The organism is Pseudomonas sp. NPDC008258 (assembly GCF_042956345.1).
Taxonomy (GTDB): Bacteria; Pseudomonadota; Gammaproteobacteria; order Pseudomonadales; family Pseudomonadaceae; genus Aquipseudomonas.
The window spans coordinates 88,770-105,932 of record NZ_JBIBGE010000017.1 but is presented as its reverse complement, the minus strand read 5'-3'; the positions used below and the strand labels follow the sequence as shown (position 1 = coordinate 105,932).

Here is a 17,163-nt window from a genome sequence, read left to right as displayed (position 1 = left end):
CAGGGATCTCACTGTTTTTGAAAACTGTGTAGTACCTGTGGGAGATTGCCCAGCCCATTGGGCTGCGCTATCGCGCAGAGAACTGATGCCGGGTACACCGCGCACCCTGTGGGAGCGGGCGCGCCCGCGAACACCGGCGCAGCCGGTGCCATGCACCGCGTTGGATTCTTCGCGGGCACGCCCGCTCCCACAGGGTCCCTGCTAAATCAGTAAGTGATGCGCAGTTCTATGAGAGCGGGTTTACCTACGAATGACTGGCAAGGGCTTACTTGCTACGTGCCTTGTTATAGATAGTCTTGGCTTGGTCCGCCGAGGCCTGGCACTGGGTATAGTCACCCTTGCTCTGGGCATCCTTGGCATTTTGCATGTGGACCTTGAAGTCATGGGCCATACCGCCATGCATCGCCTGGCCACTGGCCTTGTGGAAATCCTCAAGTTCCTTGATCTTGGCTGCACAGTTGCTTGCCGGGTCGGCATGGGCGGCAAAACTCAACACAGAAGCAATCACCAGCAGTACGATGGACTTCATGGAGTGTTCTCCTGGGAAATCGGAAGGGTCATCGAGATGAGATTGGCTCGACGCAGCAAACAGCATAGTCGGCCATGCGCCCCTGCGCCTTGGATCAGCCGGGCTGCCGTGCCCCTTCGGCAAACAGGAAATCAATGAACACCCGCACCCGCAACGGTATGTGTGGGGCATGCGGGTAGATCAACATGAACGGGCGTGCCGTGCCGCCAAACTCGGCAAGCACTTCCACCAGTTCACCGCTGGCCAGTGCGTCCTGCACGGTAAACCGGTAGGCCTGCATCAACCCGCCGCCATGGCGCACCAGCGTAGCCGTGGCCAGGAAGTCGCCCAGGCAGGTAAATGCGCCTTGGGTTTCGATTTCAACCTGGCGGCCATCCTGGCGAAAGCTCCACGGCGGGCGGCGGCCGCTGCTGGGCATTTCGAACTGAATGCACTCGTGCTGCTGCAAGTCCTGCGGCACCAGCGGTATGCCGGCACGGGCCAGGTAACCCGGGGTGGCAACCACCACCAGTTCGGCATCTTCAAGACGGCGCGCCACCAGGCGTGAGTCGGCCGGTTCGCGACCACGGATGGCCAGGTCGAATGGCTCTTCGGCAAAGTCGACGTTACGGTTACTGACATGCACATCCACCTGTACCTGCGGATAGCGCTGGCGAAAGCGCGGCAGCAACGGCAACAGCCTGTGGTGCGCATAGGGCGTGGGCGCACTGATGCGCAAGCGGCCGCTTGGCTCTAGCTGCCCGCCTGTTACCTGGCGCTCGGCTTCGACCAGTTGCCCCAGCGCCTGCCGGCATTGCTGGTAATAGGCCTGGCCTGCTGCAGACAGCCGCATCTGCCGCGTGGTGCGGACAAACAGGCGCACGCCAAGGCGTTCCTCCAGGCGCGCCACACTGCGGCTGACCGCCGCCGGGGTAACGCCAGCCTCCGTAGCAGCCGCCGTAAAGCTGCCGCTGTCGGCGGCCAGGCAGAACAGCTCCAGGCTGCCCAGTTGCAAGTCATCAAAATGGCGGGTCATGGCGGCTCGATTGATTACATGATGTATCGATTGAAATGCCCTGCGGCTCATTTTTCAAGTGCTGATGGCGGCCTACAGTGGCGTCACACCGAGCCAATGGCTCATTTCACTGGAGAGCACGCACATGAACAAGCCAAGCACCGTCATCATCACAGGGGCCTCCAGCGGCTTGGGGTTCGCCCTGGCCGAGGCCTTCCTCGAACGCGGTGACAACGTGGTCGGCAATGCCCGTAGCCAGGCCCGCCTGGATCAGGCCGCCGCCCGGCTCGGCCACCCTTCGCGCTTCATCGGCGTGGCCGGCGACATTGCCGAGGCTGGCACCGCGCAACGGTTGTTCAGCACCGCCCTGCACACCTTTGGCCGCGTGGACATCCTGATCAACAACGCCGGCATCTTCATTGCCAAACCCTTTGCCGACTACAGCGAGGCCGATGTCGACGCCCTGGTGGGCACCAATCTGAAGGGCTTTTTCTATCCGGCCCAGGAAGCGGCGCGGATCATGAGCCAACAGGGGCACGGGCAGATCATCGCCATCACCGCGTCCATTGCACTGCAACCGGACACGCGCGTGCCAGCTTTGCTGCCGGTGCTGGTCAAGGGCGGCCTGAACCAGGCGGTCAAGGGCCTGGCGCTGGAACTGGCAGCCAGCGGCGTGCAGGTGAATGCCGTGGCGCCGGGGATCATTGCAACACCGCTGCATGGCGACACTGTGCAGGGGATGGGCGTGTTGTCGCCCAGTGGCCGCACCGGCACGCCGCAGGATGTGGTAGACGCCGTGCTGTACCTGGCCGATTCACGCTTTGTCAGTGGTGTAATCCTGCCGGTGGATGGCGGCAGTACCGCTGGCACCTGGCACTGACCTGAGGAGCGTACAACCATGCCTTATGTCCATATTCGCGTGACCGATGAAGGGGTTACTGCCGAGCACAAGCGCCAGCTTATCGAGGGAACGACCCGCCTGCTGAAGGATGTGCTGGGCAAGCCGCCGGCCAGTACCTTTGTGGTGATCGAAGAGGTGCCTACCGATAACTGGGGGGTGGGTGGGGAGACGGTGACCGTGGTGCGGGCACGCGAGCGAGGTTGAACCGGGGGCTGCTCTGCAGCCCTTTCGCGACACAAGGCCGCTCCCACAAGGGCCTGCGTACGCCGAACAATGTGGGAGCGGCCTTGTGTCGCGAAAGGGCCGCAAAGCGGCCCCCAGGGCCCTCACTGCCGCAACCGCTCCAACGCCTGCAACACATACCCCGTGGCACGTTCCACCTGCCCCTCCCGGCAGGCGATGCCCAGTTGCCGCCACAACCCAGGCCGCAGAGGCCGGCGCGCAATGCGCCGGTCCAGTTCGGCCGCCTCGCCTTCCTGCGGCAACAGCGTCGCCCCGTACCCTGCCCCTACCAGGCTTTTGATCGCATCGTTGTAATTCAGCTCGATGCGCGGCTCGGGGTACAACCCGGCTGCCGCAAACCATTCCCCTGTCACCCGCGACAACTGAGTGCTGCTGTCGTTGAGGATCAACGCCCGCTGAGCAAGCCAGGCCGGCGTGACCTTGGCAGGCGGCTGCCAGTCGGCCGGCACATAGGCCAGGATCGGGTCGCGCCGCCAGGGGGTGACGGTCAGCCCTTTGCCGGCCACCTGCGGCAAGGCCACCAGGCCGATATCCAGTGTGCCCTCACGCAAACGCACCAGTGATGCCTGGGACGTCAGCACCTGCACCTGCACATCAATCCCCGGATGCTCTGCTCGCAGGTGCGCCAGCGCCTGTGGCAGCAAGTGTGCGATGGCGCCGGTGGATGCCCCCAGGCGTACCCGGCCAGTCAACCCTTCGACCTGGCGGCGCACTTCATCCAGGGCCAGATCAGCGTCGGCCAGCAGGCGCCGGGCACGGGCCAGCAGCGTTTCACCAATGGCCGTAGGACGCACCTGGCCGCGGGTGCGGCTAAGCAATGGCGTGCCGACACGCGCTTCCAGTTCAGCCACATGCAGGCTGATGGTGGGCGGTGCCAGGTTGAGCTGGCGGGCGGCCTCGGCGAAGGAGCCAAGGTCACTGATGACCACCAGGGTGCGCAGGCGGTCGAGGCTGATTTCGCGCATGGTCTGTTCCGGCCCTTTCGCGGGTGAACCCGCTCCCACAGGCTCACCACCAATCTCATAAACGGTGCCGTGCCTGAGGGAGCGGGTTTACCCGCGAAAGGGCCGGCGCAGAGAAACTTATTCAGTAAACCTGAACATATCGATCATCATATTCAAATTTTCATTACCAGAGCCATCGGCGAGCATAGGTCATCCCTCCCCGACCGGACCCCGACCATGCACACCCCTGTTGTTTTCATCGACGGCGACCAAGGCACCACCGGCCTGCAGATCCATGCCCGCCTGCAAGGCCGCAGCGACCTGCGCCTGCTTACCCTGCCCGAAGCCGAGCGCAAGGACCCGCAGCGCCGCCGAGAGGCCATCAACAGCGCCGACATTGCCCTGCTGTGCCTGCCTGACGATGCCGCGCGCGAGGCCGTGGCGGCGATCCATAACCCGCAAGTGCGGGTAATCGACGCCAGCTCCGCGCACCGCACCACCCCGGGTTGGGTCTATGGGCTGCCGGAACTCGACGAGCAGCAAGCCGAACGCATCGCCCAAAGCAAGCGTGTCAGCAACCCGGGCTGCTACCCCACCGGCGCCATTGCCCTGCTACACCCGCTGGTCAACGCAGGGTTGCTGCCGGCCGACTACCCGCTGGGCATCCATGCCATTTCCGGCTACTCCGGCGGTGGCCGCGCCGCGGTCGAGCGCCACGAACAGGCGGGTGCCGACAAGGCGCCGACCTTGCAACTTTATGGGCTGGAACTGGCGCACAAGCATGTGCCCGAAATCCAGCAGCATGCCGGGCTGTCGGCGCGGCCAGTGTTCATGCCCGGTTACGGGGCCTACCGCCAGGGCATCGTGCTGAGCATCCCGCTGCAATTGCGCCTGCTGCCCGACCAGGTCGGCGCTGAACAGTTGCAGGCCTGCCTTGAACAGCACTACCAGGGCGCCCGCCACGTCCAGGTGATGCCACTGCATCAGCAAGGTGCAGCCGCCAACCTCGACCCCGAGGCACTGAACGACAGCAACGACCTGCGCCTGGCGCTGTATGCCAACCCCGAACATGGCCAGGTTTTGCTCACGGCAGTGTTCGACAACCTGGGTAAAGGCGCCTCGGGGGCGGCGGTGCAAAACCTTAACCTGATGCTCGGTGCAATACAGGTGCAAGGCTGATACGACAAAACCGGTTAAACTGTGCAGCCCACGCCAGCCTGGCGCGGGCTGTATACCCAACCGCCGGAGCCCGTCCCCGATGTTCATCCTGAGCCGCCTCGACAGCGTGCCGCCCGAATCTTTCCAGAACCAGATCCGCGAGCTGGTCATCCACAATGTCGGCGAACTGAGCAGTGTTGCCATCACCGCCGACAACCCGCTGTACCCGCTGTACCAGTACGGCGTCGGCATGGAGGTGCACCAGTACCTGCAAGCGCTGGACGGCACCCGCGGCCTGGCCGTGGCGCTGACCCTGGCGCTGGATGCCCAAGCGCCGGACCAGTTGCTGGGCTTTGCCCTGTCGCTGCCGGCCGAGGACGATGAGCAGGCATGCGCATTGGCATTTCTTGCCGTACGCGCCAGCCATCGCCGCCAGGGCATCGCGCGCGCCCTGCTGGGTGACCTGCAAGCACGCCATGCCTGTGTGGAGCTGAATGCCTTTGCCAGTCAGGTGCCATGGTTTGAAGCGATGGGCATGCAAGTGGTGGCCGCCAATGGGCCGCAGGTACTGATGAGCAGTACCGGGCAGGCCAGTGGTGCGCTGATCGGTCGGTTGGACATTGCGCCGATTTACCAGACGCCAGAAGTGCTGCAGATTCATACCTACCTGCTTAACCAGCAGGGTGAAGATGCGATGATCGACGCGGAACAGATGCGCGATGAGCGGCTGGATGAACTCGCCGGACAGGCGCTGGAATGTGTGCGGCAGCGCAAGACTGTGCATTGATCCGAGGGCCTCTTCGCGGGCTCGCCCGCTCCCACAGGGATACCATCAGGCCCAAGGGCGGTGAAGTACCTGTGGGAGCGGGCAAGCCCGCGAAGAAGCCCCACTGGCCCGTCAGCCATGCACCCAACGCCGATGCAACCCACGCGCCAGTGCATCGAGCATGAACCCGAGCACACCAATCAACAGCACCATCGCCATCAGCTCGGAATACGCCAGCCGGTCACGCGTATCGAGGATGAAATACCCCAACCCCGCACTCACCCCAAGCATTTCGCACGGCACCAGCACGATCCACAGAATGCCGATGGCCAGGCGCACGCCAGTCAGCACATGACCGATCACCCCCGGTACGATCACCTTGCACAGGGTTTCCCAGCGCGTGGCACTCAAGCTGCGGCTCAGTTGCAGCCAGCGTGGGTCCAGCTGCCTCACCCCGGCCGCCGTGTTGAGCAGGATCGGCCATAACGCAGCGAACGCCAGCAAGAAATAGATAGGCTGGTCACCCACGCCCATCAACATCACCACCACCGGCATCCACGACAGCGGCGAGATCATGCGCAGGAACTGGAACGCTGGCGTGGTCGCCGCCTCCAGGTGCCGGTAACTGCCCACCAGCAAGCCCAGCGGCACGCCGATGAGCAATGCCAGCAGCAGCCCGACCAGGATGCGCTTGAGGCTGACCCAGATATGCCCGTAGACCTCGCCCTGCCCCAGCAACTCGACCAGGCTGGCCAGGGTAGCAGCCGGCGAAAAGCGTGCAGACAGGCCGTCGGCCTGGCCGAACACGGCAACCCCGGCCCACCACAACAGCAACAACCCCGACAACCCGGCCAGCCCAAGGCCGGCATGTACCACATACGTGCGCATCAGACCGCAAACTCCTCACTACGCTCGAAATTGTCGGCAATGCCGAACACCGACGGCCCACCGACCGCAGCAATGGCATTGCGCACGAAGCGGTCGTCGACCAGGTCGCGAGCAGTTTGCGCCGGGTCAAGCCCGGCAAGGAACGCATTGTCGCCTTCGATCAAGGTGGTTTTCAGGCGCTTGACCAGCTCTTCGGTATAGCTGGGGAACGGGTACGGCTGGAAGTCGATGCGTTTTTCATCCCACTGCTGATGGCGTATGGCGCCACTGGCAATGTAGCCGGCACGGTCCTCGGCGGCCGGCGCCAGCACCTTGGTCAGCACAGCTGGCTCGTGAGGCGTGTACTTGTTGGGGCCGGCCTTGGACAGCAAGGCCGCGGCTTCGGCGCGGTGATCACGGGTCCAGTGCTGGGCCTTGACGATGGCGTTGACCACCTTTTGCGACCACTCCGGGCGGTTGTTCAGGTCGTGCTCGTGCATGAACACCACGCAGCACGCGTGGTTGCGCCATACATCGCCGGTAAAACGCTGCACGCGGCCAACCTTGAGGTTTTCGGCCAGGGCATTGAACGGCTCGGCGACAATGTAGCCAGCGATGCGCTTGCTGGCCAAGGCTGGCGGCATGTCGGAGGGCGGCAGCACCAGCAGGTTGACCTCGGTGGCGGCCAGCGGCGCGTTGGCGGGTTTCGACACTGGCGTCAGGCCATTGTCGTTGAGCATCTGCTGCAACACCACGTTATGGATTGAATACCAGAACGGGATGGCCACCGTCTTGCCGCCGAGTTGCTTCATGTCGGTGATGTCCGGGGCCACGGTCAGGCCCGAACCACCGACGTGGTTCCAGGCCACCACCTTGGCCGGCACCTTGCTGGCGTAGCGCGCCCACACCGTCATGGGTGAAAGCAGGTGGATGACGTTGACCTGGCCCGAGATGAACGCTTCGATCACCTGCGCCCAGCTGCGCAGCAGCACCGGGCGCTCGGCCTTGATGCCTTCGGCTTCGAACAGGCCGTTATTGTGCGCCACCAGCAAAGGCGTGGCGTCGGTGATCGGCAGGTAGCCAATGCGAACGGGTGCGTCCGGCTCGGAAGCGGCACGGGCTTGCAGGCTTGAGAGCAACGGCAGCGCACCCGCGGCCGTGAGCATGGCGCCGAGCTTGAGGAAATCGCGACGCGAAGAAGAAGAGCAGCAGTCATCCATGCACATGGACAGCCTCCGAGGGCAACGGGGTTGGGGTAGGTTCGACTGTGCGGCTTGCCCGCCGAAGGGTTTTGAGGATTTCGATACGTAACACACCCAGTTCCTCAACCCGGTGGGTACGCGGTTGCGGCAGGTCGATGTGCCATTGACCGAGGATGTGCGCCGGGTGGTTACCCAGTAGCAGAACCCGGTCGGACAACAGCAGGGCTTCGTCGATATCGTGGGTGATAAGCACCGCCGCCGTGTTGTGGGTGGCGATCAGTTGCAGCAGCAGTTGCTGCATGTCGGCCCGGGTCACTTCATCCAGCGCGCCGAAGGGCTCGTCCAGCAGCAGTACTTCGGGCTGACGGGCCAGGCAGCGGGCCAGCGCGGTGCGTTGGGCCATGCCGCCAGACAATTGCGCCGGGTATTGGCCACGGGCGTGGGCCAGGCCCACGGCGGCAATTGCATGGTCGATGCGCGCACGCCGTTCGGCCGCAGCCAGCCTGGGCTGGCGGGCGAAGTCCAGGCCAAAGGCGACGTTTTTCTCCAGGCTCAGCCAAGGCAGCAGGCTCGGGTCCTGGAAGGCCACCGCCAGCCGTGGGTGCGGCCCCTCCAGCGGTTGGCCGTGCAAGGTCACGCTGCCGCCCCGGGGCGCTTGCAGGCCCGCCAGCACCCGCAGCAGGCTGGACTTGCCCACGCCACTGGGGCCCAGAATGCTTACCACCTCGCCCGGCGCCAGTTGCAGGTCGAACTGCGCCAGCACCTGCTGCCAGCCACCCTCGCGCGGGTAGCCCAGGCTGATATCACGGGCTTCGAGCAACACTGGACTCATGCCGCGCCCGCCTGGCGTTGCAGTTCGGCGCGCAATTGCACCAGGCTGGGCGTGACGATCGGTACGAAGGCCGATTCACGCCAGCGGCGGGCAAACCCTTCGCCATACTCGCTGAGGTAGGCCTTGCCACCACTGGCCTGCAATTCCAGCTGCACGGCATCGGCGGCACTTTCGGCCAGGGTGATGCGCAGCTTGAACAAGGCTGCCGGCTGCTGCTGGAAGCGGCCATCGAGCAAGCCCTGCTTGAGCTCGCTCACGGTGTTTTCCAGGCGTTCGCTGAGTACCTGGCGTGCCTCGTCGAGGAACGAGGCACGGCCATGCAGGTGTCCCTGAACCTCTTCCAGTGCCCGTCGCGCCAGGCCGATGGCCATGCCACATTGCAGCGCCAGAAACGCCGGGCGCACCCGCGGCAGGAACTCGCGGGCGTTCTCGTGCAGCAGCCAGTCACGCGCCAACGGCACCTGGTGGAAGGCCAGTGCCGCCGTGTTGCTCGACTGCAGGCCCATCAGTTGCAGGTCATCGGAGCGCTCCAGGCCCTGGGCTTCGGAAGGAATGGCCAGTATGAACGGTGCGCCACCGGCTTCGTCTTCGATAGCCGCCGCCACCACAAAACCGCTTTTGCGCAGGTTGGTTACCCAGTGCAGGCGCCCTTCCAGGTTCCAGCCATCGCTTGCAGGGCGACCGCGCACCTGCAACGCTTCGATGCCAGACAGGAACTTCATGGCGTTGGACAGCCCGGTGGCGCCGGCCAGTTCGCCGGTCAGCAGGCGTGGCAGCAAGCGCTCACGCAGCGCTTGGTTGGGGCTGTGCAACAGGTATTCGATAAAGGCACGCTGGCCCCAGCAGACGAAGGCTGAAGCCAACGAGCGGCTGGCGATGGCGGCAATCGCCTCGACCGCGTCGGTTACTTGCCCGCCGGTGCCACCCAAGGCCGGATCGACACCGATACGCAGCAGCTGTGATTCGGCGATCTGTGCCAGCACCTGCTGCGGTTCGCACAGGCCCCGGTCGATGGCCTCGGCATTGGCATCCAGCCAGTGTCGAAATGCGCAATCTTGCATGGTCTTGCTCCTTTGGGAACGCCGGGGCCGCCTTGCGGCCCATTCGCGGCACAAGGCCGCCCCTACAACGACCGCGTCAGGGCCGCTATCACACGTGGGTTACGCCGAAGGCTGCCAGCGGTATTTGCCAAGCTCGTCGTTGAGCGGCGTCTGGGCGAAAACATTAGCAAAGTTGCACAGGGTTGCGAGGCTGACCCCAAGAATCACTTCCAGTGCGTTGCCTTCGCTGAAGCCGGCTTCACGGAAAGCCTGGTAAGTTGCTTCGCTGACATTGCCACGGGTGGCGATCACTTCGCGAGCGAATGCAGCCAGGGTTTCGTAACGGGCATCGGGCAGCTCGCCACGGGCTCGCAGGGCATCGACCACCTCTTGTGGCAGCTTGGCCTTGTTCAACGCCACGGCAGTGTGGCCGGCCACGCAGAAGTCGCAGCCATGCTGGGTGGCGGCAATCAGCTGCACCACTTCGCGTTCAGCCAGGCTCAATTCGGACTTGCCGTTGAGCGCCGAAACGGTCACGTAGGTTTCCAGCGCCGCCGGGGCATTGGCCAGTACACCCAACAGGTTGGGGATGAAGCCCGAGTTTTTCTGCGCATTTTCGAGGAACGGACGTGCCGCTTCCGGGGCGCTCTGCAGCGTGTGTAAAGTAATACGCGAGGACATGCAGTGGTCTCCTTTGATGGGTGTCACTACAGTCTGTTGGTTATAAGAATTACCCTCCATATTCATCAGTCGCCTTTCCTTGCTCGTGAGTGTTTGCATTAGATGATTTCGTCCAGCCACCTTGTCGATTGGTTATTAGAAGGCCTGGAGCTGGATGCCAGCCTGTTCCATGTGGGCCGTTATTGCGGCGGCTGGCACGCCAGCACCCAGGGCATGGGCCGTGCGAGCTTCCACCTGGTGGTGCAAGGGCATTGCTGGCTGCACATCGACGGCCAGCCGCAGCCGGTACTGCTGGAAAAGGGAGATGCGGTGTTCCTGTTGCGCGACCTGGCCTATCGCCTGTCCAGCGACCAGGACCCGGTAGACGCCTGTGCTCAGCCGCGTCAAACCATGCAGGCACTGGATAGCGAGGCGAGCGACGGGGTTGGGCTGGTCTGCGGCTTCTTCCACTTCCAGAGCGGCCTGTCCTCTCTGATTGTCGAGGGCCTGGCTGACTGGATCTTGCTGCGCGCCGACGAGCCCTCCGGCAGTGCGGCGCGGGCGCTGTTCGCGTTGATCCTGGAGGAGTGCCGACGTGCCGCAGGCCCGTCGCAGGCGTTGCTGGAGCGGCTGACGCACCTGTTGTTCCTGTATGTGCTACGCCAGCAGGTGAATGCCGGCCAGTCACTGGGCGGGCTGGTCGCCCTCGCCCGCCAGCCGGCGTTTGCCGGGCTGCTGGAACAGTTGATCGAGCAACCGGGGCAAGCCTGGACACTGGAGAGCATGGCCGCCTGCACGGGGTTATCGCGGTCGGCGTTTTTCAAACGGTTCAACGAACTGGCCGGGCAATCGCCAGGGCAAGTGCTGCTGGCGCTGCGCATGCGCCATGCCAGCCAGTTGCTGCGGGCGGGGAATACTGTTGAACAGGTGGGCGCGCAGGTGGGGTATCAGTCGGTGGCGGCGTTTACCCGGGCGTTTGCCAAAGCGGTGGGGGTGCAGCCGGGGGCTTATCGGCGGCAGCATGAGGGGCGCTGAAAGCGTTCTTCCTGCGCCGCCCTCTTCGCGAGCCGCTCCCACAGGGTTAGTGCACTGCCCGAAGTCTGCGCTGTACCTGTGGGAGCGGGCGCGTCGAGGCGTCGAACCGCCGCGAACACCGGCGAAGCCGGTGCCATACACCGCGTTGGATTCTTCGCGGGCACGCCCGCTCCCACAGGGTCCCTGCTAAATCAGTAAGTGATGCGCAGTTCTATGAAAGCGGGTTCACCCGCGAAGAGGCCGGTGCAGGCAGCACATCAGACTGGGCTGACCGGGATATCCCCGGCGCCTTTACCTTCCCGCCGCTCCCCCATCCAGCTATTCACCTGCTGCCCGAACTCGGCCGGCGCCTTGCGCCCGAACCGCCGCGCCAGGTCCAGAATGGTCTGCTGGGCCAATGCCTCTTCCATGCGCTTTTGCGCCCCCAGCATCACCGCATGGATCGCACAGGTGCCTTCAATCGCCCATCCAGGTGGTGAGCCGTCAAACAGGCTGCAACGCTCACGCACCTCACGGCAGTCAAAAATCTTTTTCGGCCCGTCGATGGCATTGACGATATCCAGCACCGTGATTTCGTCCGACGGCCGCGCCAACCGGAAACCGCCGCGAACACCCTCGGTGGCCGCGACCAGCCCGGCGCGGGCCAGCTTGGTGAACACCTTGGCCAGGTACTCTTGGGGCACACCTTGCAACTCTGCCAGGTCGCGCACGCTGGATTCGCGCGAATCACCACGTTCGTCCACCAGGAACAGTAGGCAATGGATGCCGTATTCGACGCCAGCACTGTAGAGCGACATATCAATCTCCGACCAATCTTGTCGCAAATAATACGCCGATTGAACACCTATCGCAAAGCGGGGCATTGCCGTTTGTCGGTTCATTCAAAGGCTTAAAGCCGCTAAATACCGATACCGTAGGCAAGAAACAGCGGTGCGATGCTGCGCCGTTTCTGAAAAAAGACTTGCACGCTTTAACTACGACCAATAGAGTCGCAGTTATTCGAGCGGCACCTACCCGCCCTCGGAGCCCTCTTCGAACCTTGCGGAGCACCTACATGAAATCGAACATCCTGATCATCGGTGCCGGCTTTGCCGGTGTGTGGAGCGCCCTGAGCGCCGCCCGCCTGCTGGACCAGGCCCAGCGCGACGACCTGAGCATCAGCGTGCTCGCCCCGCAGCCGGAACTGCGCATTCGCCCGCGCTTCTACGAGGCCGACGTGCACAGCCTGAAGGCACCGGTAGGTGAACTGTTCGACGCAGTCGGTGTGCGCTTCATTACCGGCAATGCGCAGGCCATCGATGCCGAAGGCCGCAGCGTCAGCTACACCGATGTCGATGGCCAGCGTCAGCAAATTGCCTACGACCGCCTGATCCTCGCCGCTGGCAGCCAGGTGGCACGCCCGGCGATTCCGGGCCTGGCCGAACACGCTTTTGATGTGGACCAGATGGAGTCGGCTGTGAAACTTGAGCAGCACCTGGTCGGGCTGGCCGCCCTCCCCGCATCAAAGGCACGCAATACCGTGGTGGTCTGCGGCGGTGGCTTCACGGGCATCGAAACCGCCACGGAAATCCCGGTCCGCCTGCGCGCCATCCTTGGCAGCGATGCTGAAGTACGGGTACTGGTGATCGACCGTGGCACCCACGTCGGTGCTGCACTTGGCGCCGGCATCACCCCATCGATCGTTGCAGCCAGTGAACAGGCGGGCGCCGAGTGGCTGACCGGCACCTCGGTGGTGGCTGTAGATGCCGGGGGCGTCACACTGGACAACGGCGAGTACATCGCCAGCGACACCGTAATCTGGACCGCCGGCGTCAAGGCCAGCCCGCTGACCGCGCAGGTTGCCGGCGAGCGTGACAACTTCGGCCGGCTCAAGGTCGACGATCACCTGAAAGTGGTGGGCCAGCAGCACATCTATGCCACCGGTGATACCGCCTGGGCAGCCGTCGACGAGATCGGCAACCACGCCCTGATGACCTGCCAGCATGCCATTCCGATGGGCCGCCACAGTGGCAACAATGCCATGGCCGATCTGCTCGGGGTGGCGCCGGTTGTTTACCGCCAGCCAAAGTACGTTACCTGCCTGGACCTGGGCGAATGGGGCGCGGCATACAGCGAAGGTTGGGAGCGGGAACTGAAACTTCAGGGCCAGGAAGGCAAGAACCTGAAACGCCAGATCAACTCGGTGTGGATCTACCCGCCAGCGGCTGATCGCGCCGTGGCCCTGGCCGCTGCCGATCCGATGATTGCCATCGTTTAACAGCAAAATCCTGACAAAACCGTCAACAAATGGCGGTTTTGTCAATCATGCCGTTACATTGTTGGACTGTTCAACAATGATGGCCATATGGCATCATTAAAACCAAAAAAGTATTCAAGAGGGTGAGGCACAACTACTAATCCGCAGCGCATCAAGAGCCTGGCGCCATTCCGGTGACCCGGCTTACCGACCAAGCTCCTGACGCCTGCACGCCACCGTCAAGGAGCATTCCATGCAGTTACGGAATATGAAGATCGGCATTCGCGCTGCCAGCGTATTCGCCCTGTTGGGCGTCCTGGTCCTGTTCATGGGCCTTATCGCACTCTACCAAACCCGCCAGATGGACAAGGCCACCGACGAAATCCTGGTCACCTGGATGCCCGCCGTGGTAGCCCTGGGTGACATCAGCAGCAACCTGGGGCGCGCCCGCGCCGTCACCCTGCGTGCAGCACTGGACGACAGCCCTGCCGAGCGCGCACGGAACATTCAGATGCTCGACGGCATCAACACCGAACTCAAGGACGGCCTCAAGGACTACGCCGACACCATCATCGCGGCCGACGACCGCACCTTGTTCAACACCTTCAATGAGGCGTACCAGCAGTACCTCAACCTGCAACTGCAAGTGTTGCAGGACATCGCCGCAGGCCGCATGGACGAAGCCAAGCAGCAAATCAGCGGCCCGCTTACCCAGCGCGCCGACAGCATGATGAAGGCCATGACCGCCCTGATCGCCTACAACAGCAAGGGCGCCGAAGATGCTTCGCAGCGCAGCAGTGACGTAGCCGACGAAGCGTTCACCGCCATCATCGCCTCGTTGCTGGTCATCATGTTCGCCCTGGCCGCCATTGCCACCGCACTTACCCGCAGCATCGTGGTGCCGCTGGCCGATGCCGTGGCGGTCGCCGAACGTGTCGCCACCGGCGACCTTACCCGGGAAATTCGCGCTTCCGGCCGCGACGAGCCAGCCTTGCTGTTGCGTGCCCTGAGCCGCATGCAGGAGAGCCTGCGCGATACCATCCGCAAGATTGCCGCGTCGTCCGACCAACTGGCTTCGGCCTCGGAAGAGCTGCACACCGTCACCGAAGACACCAGCCGTGGGTTGCACCAGCAGAGCGCGGAAATCGACCAGGCGGCCACCGCCGTCAACCAGATGACCGCCGCCGTCGAAGAGGTAGCGAACAATGCGGTCAGCACTGCCGATGCCTCCAAAGGCGCCGACCAGACCACCCGCGACGGCCGTGACCGGGTCAATCAGGCGCTGGCGTCCATCCAGCACCTGGTGGCTGACGTGACCGGCACTTCGGCCGAGATCGAACAGCTGGCCAGCAATGCCAACGAGATCAGCCGCGTGCTGGATGTGATTGGCGCGATTGCCGGGCAAACCAACCTGCTGGCGCTCAACGCCGCCATTGAAGCGGCTCGCGCCGGCGAGGCGGGCCGTGGCTTTGCCGTGGTGGCGGACGAAGTGCGTGCCCTCGCCCACCGCACCCAGCAATCGACAGCGGAGATCGAGCAGATGATCGCGGGTATCCAGAATGGAACCGAGCGGGCAGTGACGGCAATGCACAGCAGCCAGGGGCGTGCCACCAGCACGCTGGATGTGGCGCAAGGTGCTGGTCAGGCGCTGGAAGTGATTGCCGAAGCGATTGCGTCGATCAACCAGCGCAACCTGGTGATTGCCAGTGCTTCGGAGCAGCAGGCGCAGGTGGCGCGGGAGGTGGACCGCAACCTGGTGAACATTCGTGATCTGGCGATGCAGACATCGGCGGGGGCCAACCAGACCAGTGCGGCGGCGCAGGATCTGTCGCGCCTTGCCGTGGACCTGAATGGCATGGTGGCGCAGTTCAAGGTTTGATCTGACAATGCCGGAGCTGCCTGCAGCCCAGCGCGACATAATGCCTCACCCCACTCAGGGTTACCCCGACTGGCAACCCTGATAGCACCATGCAATCATCTGTAGACAATTTGTCTAATGGTAGAAATGCCATGGACATCATGCCTGTCACGGAGTTTTGCATGCAGTTGAGGAACATGAAGATCGGCAAACGGGCAGCCTGCCTGTTCGCTCTGCTGGGTTTGATGGTACTGGCTCTGGGCCTTGTATCCCTGTACGAAACCCAGCGCATGGACAGCGCGTCTGAAGATGTGCGGGGCGGCTGGATGCCGGCCGTTGTCTCCTTGGGGGATGTCAGCACCAACCTGGGCCAAGCCCGGATATTGCTTCTGCGCAGCGCCCTGGAGCCGGACGCGCAAGGCCGTGCCAGTACCTTGGCATCGCTGAAGACGACCAATCAGGGCCTGCGCGATGATATTCATGCTTATGAACAGACCGTCGTCACCCCCACCGGGCGCATCCGGTTCGACGCGTTCACCGCCGCTTATGGCGATTACAATCTCGTTCAGTCACAGGTCGCCGAAAAGATCCTGGCTGGCGAGGTGGATGCTGCCCGGCAGCTGATCGCCAGCCAGCTCAATGTCCATGCCGAGCAGATGATGGTTGCCATGCGTGATCTCATCGCGTTCAACAGCAAAGGCGCCTATGCAGCCACCCAGCGAACCAGTGATGCGGCCAGCGAGGCTTATCGGATCACTTTCTACGCGCTTGCCGTGATCATGCTGGCCTTGGCGGCAATCGCCACGCTGCTGACCCGCAGTATCGTGGGGCCATTGGCCGACGCCGTTAAGGTGGCTGAACGCGTTGCATCGGGTGATCTTACCCACGACTTACAGGTCACTGGCCTGGATGAGCCGGCACTGTTACTGCGTGCCCTCAGCCGCATGCAGGAAAACCTGCGCGACACACTGCGCAAGATCGCCGCCTCGTCCGACCAACTGGCTTCAGCCTCGGAAGAACTGCACACCGTCACCGAAGACACCAGCCGTGGCCTGCACCAGCAAAGCGCCGAGATCGACCAGGCGGCCACCGCCGTCAACCAGATGACCGCCGCCGTCGAAGAGGTAGCGAACAATGCGGTCAGCACTGCCGATGCCTCCAAAGGCGCCGACCAGACCACCCGCGACGGCCGTGACCGGGTCAATCAGGCGCTGGCGTCCATCCAGCACCTGGTGGCTGACGTGACCGGCACTTCGGCCGAGATCGAACAGCTGGCCAGCAATGCCAACGAGATCAGCCGCGTGCTGGATGTGATTGGCGCGATTGCCGGGCAAACCAACCTGCTGGCGCTCAACGCCGCCATTGAAGCGGCTCGCGCCGGCGAGGCGGGCCGTGGCTTTGCCGTGGTGGCGGACGAAGTGCGTGCCCTCGCCCACCGCACCCAGCAATCCACAGCGGAGATCGAGCAGATGATCGCGGGTATCCAGAATGGAACCGAGCGGGCAGTGACGGCAATGCACAGCAGCCAGGGGCGTGCCACCAGCACGCTGGATGTGGCGCAAGGTGCTGGTCAGGCGCTGGAAGTGATTGCCGAAGCGATTGCGTCGATCAACCAGCGCAACCTGGTGATTGCCAGTGCTTCGGAGCAGCAGGCGCAGGTGGCGCGGGAGGTGGACCGCAACCTGGTGAACATTCGTGATCTGGCGATGCAGACATCGGCGGGGGCCAACCAGACCAGTGCGGCGGCGCAGGATCTGTCGCGCCTTGCCGTGGACCTGAATGGCATGGTGGCGCAGTTCAAGGTTTGATCTGAAATAGCTGGGGCCGCGTTGCGGCCCATCGCAGGCTAGCCAGCCCACAGAGATTGCGCCAAGGCCAAGGCTTGCGCTGTACCTGTA

At 63.6% G+C, this 17,163-nt stretch carries 17 protein-coding genes; 8 read left to right on the top strand and 9 right to left on the bottom strand.

Features of this window, described 5'->3' with window-relative positions; all coding sequences use genetic code 11:
- Positions 1-265: 265 nt before the first annotated feature.
- Positions 266-529: a hypothetical protein gene (locus ACFY9W_RS15715; protein ID WP_391131792.1), complete on the bottom strand. Its 264-nt coding sequence runs from the start codon at positions 527-529 to the stop codon at positions 266-268.
- Between the two features lie 94 nt (positions 530-623).
- The gene (locus ACFY9W_RS15710) at positions 624-1,544 is read right to left on the bottom strand and encodes a LysR substrate-binding domain-containing protein (protein ID WP_391131790.1); all 921 of its coding nucleotides are present in this window, start codon (positions 1,542-1,544) and stop codon (positions 624-626) included.
- 124 nt (positions 1,545-1,668) lie between these two features.
- Here ACFY9W_RS15710 and ACFY9W_RS15705 point away from each other — a divergent pair, with 124 nt between their 5' ends.
- Together ACFY9W_RS15705 and ACFY9W_RS15700 are read left to right on the top strand one after the other, a co-directional pair.
- A complete protein-coding gene (locus ACFY9W_RS15705; RefSeq protein ID WP_391131788.1) occupies positions 1,669-2,403 on the top strand; it encodes an SDR family oxidoreductase in 735 nt (244 codons plus the stop codon).
- Positions 2,404-2,421: 18 nt separating this feature from the next.
- A complete protein-coding gene (locus ACFY9W_RS15700) occupies positions 2,422-2,628 on the top strand; it encodes a 4-oxalocrotonate tautomerase family protein (RefSeq protein ID WP_105948820.1) in 207 nt (68 codons plus the stop codon).
- A 122-nt stretch (positions 2,629-2,750) separates the two neighbouring features.
- On the opposite strand, the gene ACFY9W_RS15695 is transcribed toward ACFY9W_RS15700, so the two are convergent.
- Entirely contained in the window at positions 2,751-3,632 is an 882-nt protein-coding gene (locus ACFY9W_RS15695; RefSeq protein WP_391131786.1) for a LysR substrate-binding domain-containing protein, read from the bottom strand.
- Positions 3,633-3,848: 216 nt separating this feature from the next.
- Here ACFY9W_RS15695 and argC point away from each other — a divergent pair, with 216 nt between their 5' ends.
- Positions 3,849-4,790: an N-acetyl-gamma-glutamyl-phosphate reductase gene (gene argC / locus ACFY9W_RS15690; protein WP_391131783.1), complete on the top strand. Its 942-nt coding sequence runs from the start codon at positions 3,849-3,851 to the stop codon at positions 4,788-4,790.
- A gap of 79 nt (positions 4,791-4,869) precedes the next feature.
- On the top strand, positions 4,870-5,556 hold the full coding sequence (locus ACFY9W_RS15685; protein ID WP_391131781.1) for a GNAT family N-acetyltransferase: 687 nt from the start codon (positions 4,870-4,872) through the stop codon (positions 5,554-5,556).
- A 111-nt stretch (positions 5,557-5,667) separates the two neighbouring features.
- Here the strand turns inward: ACFY9W_RS15685 and ACFY9W_RS15680 are convergent, their stop codons facing one another.
- From ACFY9W_RS15680 to ACFY9W_RS15660, 5 genes are all read right to left on the bottom strand, one after another.
- Entirely contained in the window at positions 5,668-6,423 is a 756-nt protein-coding gene (locus ACFY9W_RS15680) for an ABC transporter permease subunit (RefSeq protein ID WP_391131779.1), read from the bottom strand.
- On the bottom strand, positions 6,423-7,628 hold the full coding sequence (locus ACFY9W_RS15675) for an ABC transporter substrate-binding protein (protein ID WP_391131777.1): 1,206 nt from the start codon (positions 7,626-7,628) through the stop codon (positions 6,423-6,425). Before ACFY9W_RS15675 ends, ACFY9W_RS15680 begins: the two co-directional genes overlap by 1 nt.
- The gene (locus tag ACFY9W_RS15670; protein WP_391131775.1) at positions 7,615-8,436 is read right to left on the bottom strand and encodes an ATP-binding cassette domain-containing protein; all 822 of its coding nucleotides are present in this window, start codon (positions 8,434-8,436) and stop codon (positions 7,615-7,617) included. The genes ACFY9W_RS15675 and ACFY9W_RS15670 overlap by 14 nt, the downstream gene beginning before the upstream one ends.
- Positions 8,433-9,497, bottom strand: a complete 1,065-nt coding sequence (locus tag ACFY9W_RS15665; protein ID WP_391131773.1) for an acyl-CoA dehydrogenase family protein — start codon at positions 9,495-9,497, stop codon at positions 8,433-8,435. The genes ACFY9W_RS15670 and ACFY9W_RS15665 overlap by 4 nt, the downstream gene beginning before the upstream one ends.
- Before the next feature lie 99 nt (positions 9,498-9,596).
- Positions 9,597-10,157, bottom strand: coding sequence for a carboxymuconolactone decarboxylase family protein (locus ACFY9W_RS15660; protein WP_391131771.1), 561 nt, complete (start codon positions 10,155-10,157; stop codon positions 9,597-9,599).
- A 102-nt stretch (positions 10,158-10,259) separates the two neighbouring features.
- On the opposite strand from ACFY9W_RS15660, the gene ACFY9W_RS15655 reads away from it, so the two are divergent.
- Entirely contained in the window at positions 10,260-11,171 is a 912-nt protein-coding gene (locus ACFY9W_RS15655; protein ID WP_391131769.1) for a cupin domain-containing protein, read from the top strand.
- 257 nt (positions 11,172-11,428) lie between these two features.
- On the opposite strand, the gene ACFY9W_RS15650 is transcribed toward ACFY9W_RS15655, so the two are convergent.
- On the bottom strand, positions 11,429-11,968 hold the full coding sequence (locus tag ACFY9W_RS15650) for an Rrf2 family transcriptional regulator (RefSeq protein WP_391131767.1): 540 nt from the start codon (positions 11,966-11,968) through the stop codon (positions 11,429-11,431).
- Positions 11,969-12,225: 257 nt separating this feature from the next.
- Here ACFY9W_RS15650 and ACFY9W_RS15645 point away from each other — a divergent pair, with 257 nt between their 5' ends.
- From ACFY9W_RS15645 to ACFY9W_RS15635, 3 genes are all read left to right on the top strand, one after another.
- Entirely contained in the window at positions 12,226-13,428 is a 1,203-nt protein-coding gene (locus ACFY9W_RS15645) for an FAD-dependent oxidoreductase (RefSeq protein WP_391131765.1), read from the top strand.
- A 232-nt stretch (positions 13,429-13,660) separates the two neighbouring features.
- A complete protein-coding gene (locus ACFY9W_RS15640) occupies positions 13,661-15,286 on the top strand; it encodes a methyl-accepting chemotaxis protein (protein ID WP_391131763.1) in 1,626 nt (541 codons plus the stop codon).
- A gap of 161 nt (positions 15,287-15,447) precedes the next feature.
- The gene (locus tag ACFY9W_RS15635; RefSeq protein WP_391131761.1) at positions 15,448-17,073 is read left to right on the top strand and encodes a methyl-accepting chemotaxis protein; all 1,626 of its coding nucleotides are present in this window, start codon (positions 15,448-15,450) and stop codon (positions 17,071-17,073) included.
- Positions 17,074-17,163: the final 90 nt, after the last annotated feature.

Excerpts from the sequence above, each read along its gene's own strand:
- ACFY9W_RS15715 (WP_391131792.1), bottom strand. The coding sequence starts at position 529 with ATGAAGTCCATCGTACTGCTGGTGATTGCTTCTGTGTTGAGTTTTGCC.
- ACFY9W_RS15710 (WP_391131790.1), bottom strand. The coding sequence starts at position 1,544 with ATGACCCGCCATTTTGATGACTTGCAACTGGGCAGCCTGGAGCTGTTC.
- ACFY9W_RS15705 (WP_391131788.1), top strand. The coding sequence starts at position 1,669 with ATGAACAAGCCAAGCACCGTCATCATCACAGGGGCCTCCAGCGGCTTG.
- ACFY9W_RS15700 (WP_105948820.1), top strand. The coding sequence starts at position 2,422 with ATGCCTTATGTCCATATTCGCGTGACCGATGAAGGGGTTACTGCCGAG.
- ACFY9W_RS15695 (WP_391131786.1), bottom strand. The coding sequence starts at position 3,632 with ATGCGCGAAATCAGCCTCGACCGCCTGCGCACCCTGGTGGTCATCAGT.
- argC (WP_391131783.1), top strand. The coding sequence starts at position 3,849 with ATGCACACCCCTGTTGTTTTCATCGACGGCGACCAAGGCACCACCGGC.
- ACFY9W_RS15685 (WP_391131781.1), top strand. The coding sequence starts at position 4,870 with ATGTTCATCCTGAGCCGCCTCGACAGCGTGCCGCCCGAATCTTTCCAG.
- ACFY9W_RS15680 (WP_391131779.1), bottom strand. The coding sequence starts at position 6,423 with ATGCGCACGTATGTGGTACATGCCGGCCTTGGGCTGGCCGGGTTGTCG.
- ACFY9W_RS15675 (WP_391131777.1), bottom strand. The coding sequence starts at position 7,628 with ATGTGCATGGATGACTGCTGCTCTTCTTCTTCGCGTCGCGATTTCCTC.
- ACFY9W_RS15670 (WP_391131775.1), bottom strand. The coding sequence starts at position 8,436 with ATGAGTCCAGTGTTGCTCGAAGCCCGTGATATCAGCCTGGGCTACCCG.
- ACFY9W_RS15665 (WP_391131773.1), bottom strand. The coding sequence starts at position 9,497 with ATGCAAGATTGCGCATTTCGACACTGGCTGGATGCCAATGCCGAGGCC.
- ACFY9W_RS15660 (WP_391131771.1), bottom strand. The coding sequence starts at position 10,157 with ATGTCCTCGCGTATTACTTTACACACGCTGCAGAGCGCCCCGGAAGCG.
- ACFY9W_RS15655 (WP_391131769.1), top strand. The coding sequence starts at position 10,260 with ATGATTTCGTCCAGCCACCTTGTCGATTGGTTATTAGAAGGCCTGGAG.
- ACFY9W_RS15650 (WP_391131767.1), bottom strand. The coding sequence starts at position 11,968 with ATGTCGCTCTACAGTGCTGGCGTCGAATACGGCATCCATTGCCTACTG.
- ACFY9W_RS15645 (WP_391131765.1), top strand. The coding sequence starts at position 12,226 with ATGAAATCGAACATCCTGATCATCGGTGCCGGCTTTGCCGGTGTGTGG.
- ACFY9W_RS15640 (WP_391131763.1), top strand. The coding sequence starts at position 13,661 with ATGCAGTTACGGAATATGAAGATCGGCATTCGCGCTGCCAGCGTATTC.
- ACFY9W_RS15635 (WP_391131761.1), top strand. The coding sequence starts at position 15,448 with ATGCAGTTGAGGAACATGAAGATCGGCAAACGGGCAGCCTGCCTGTTC.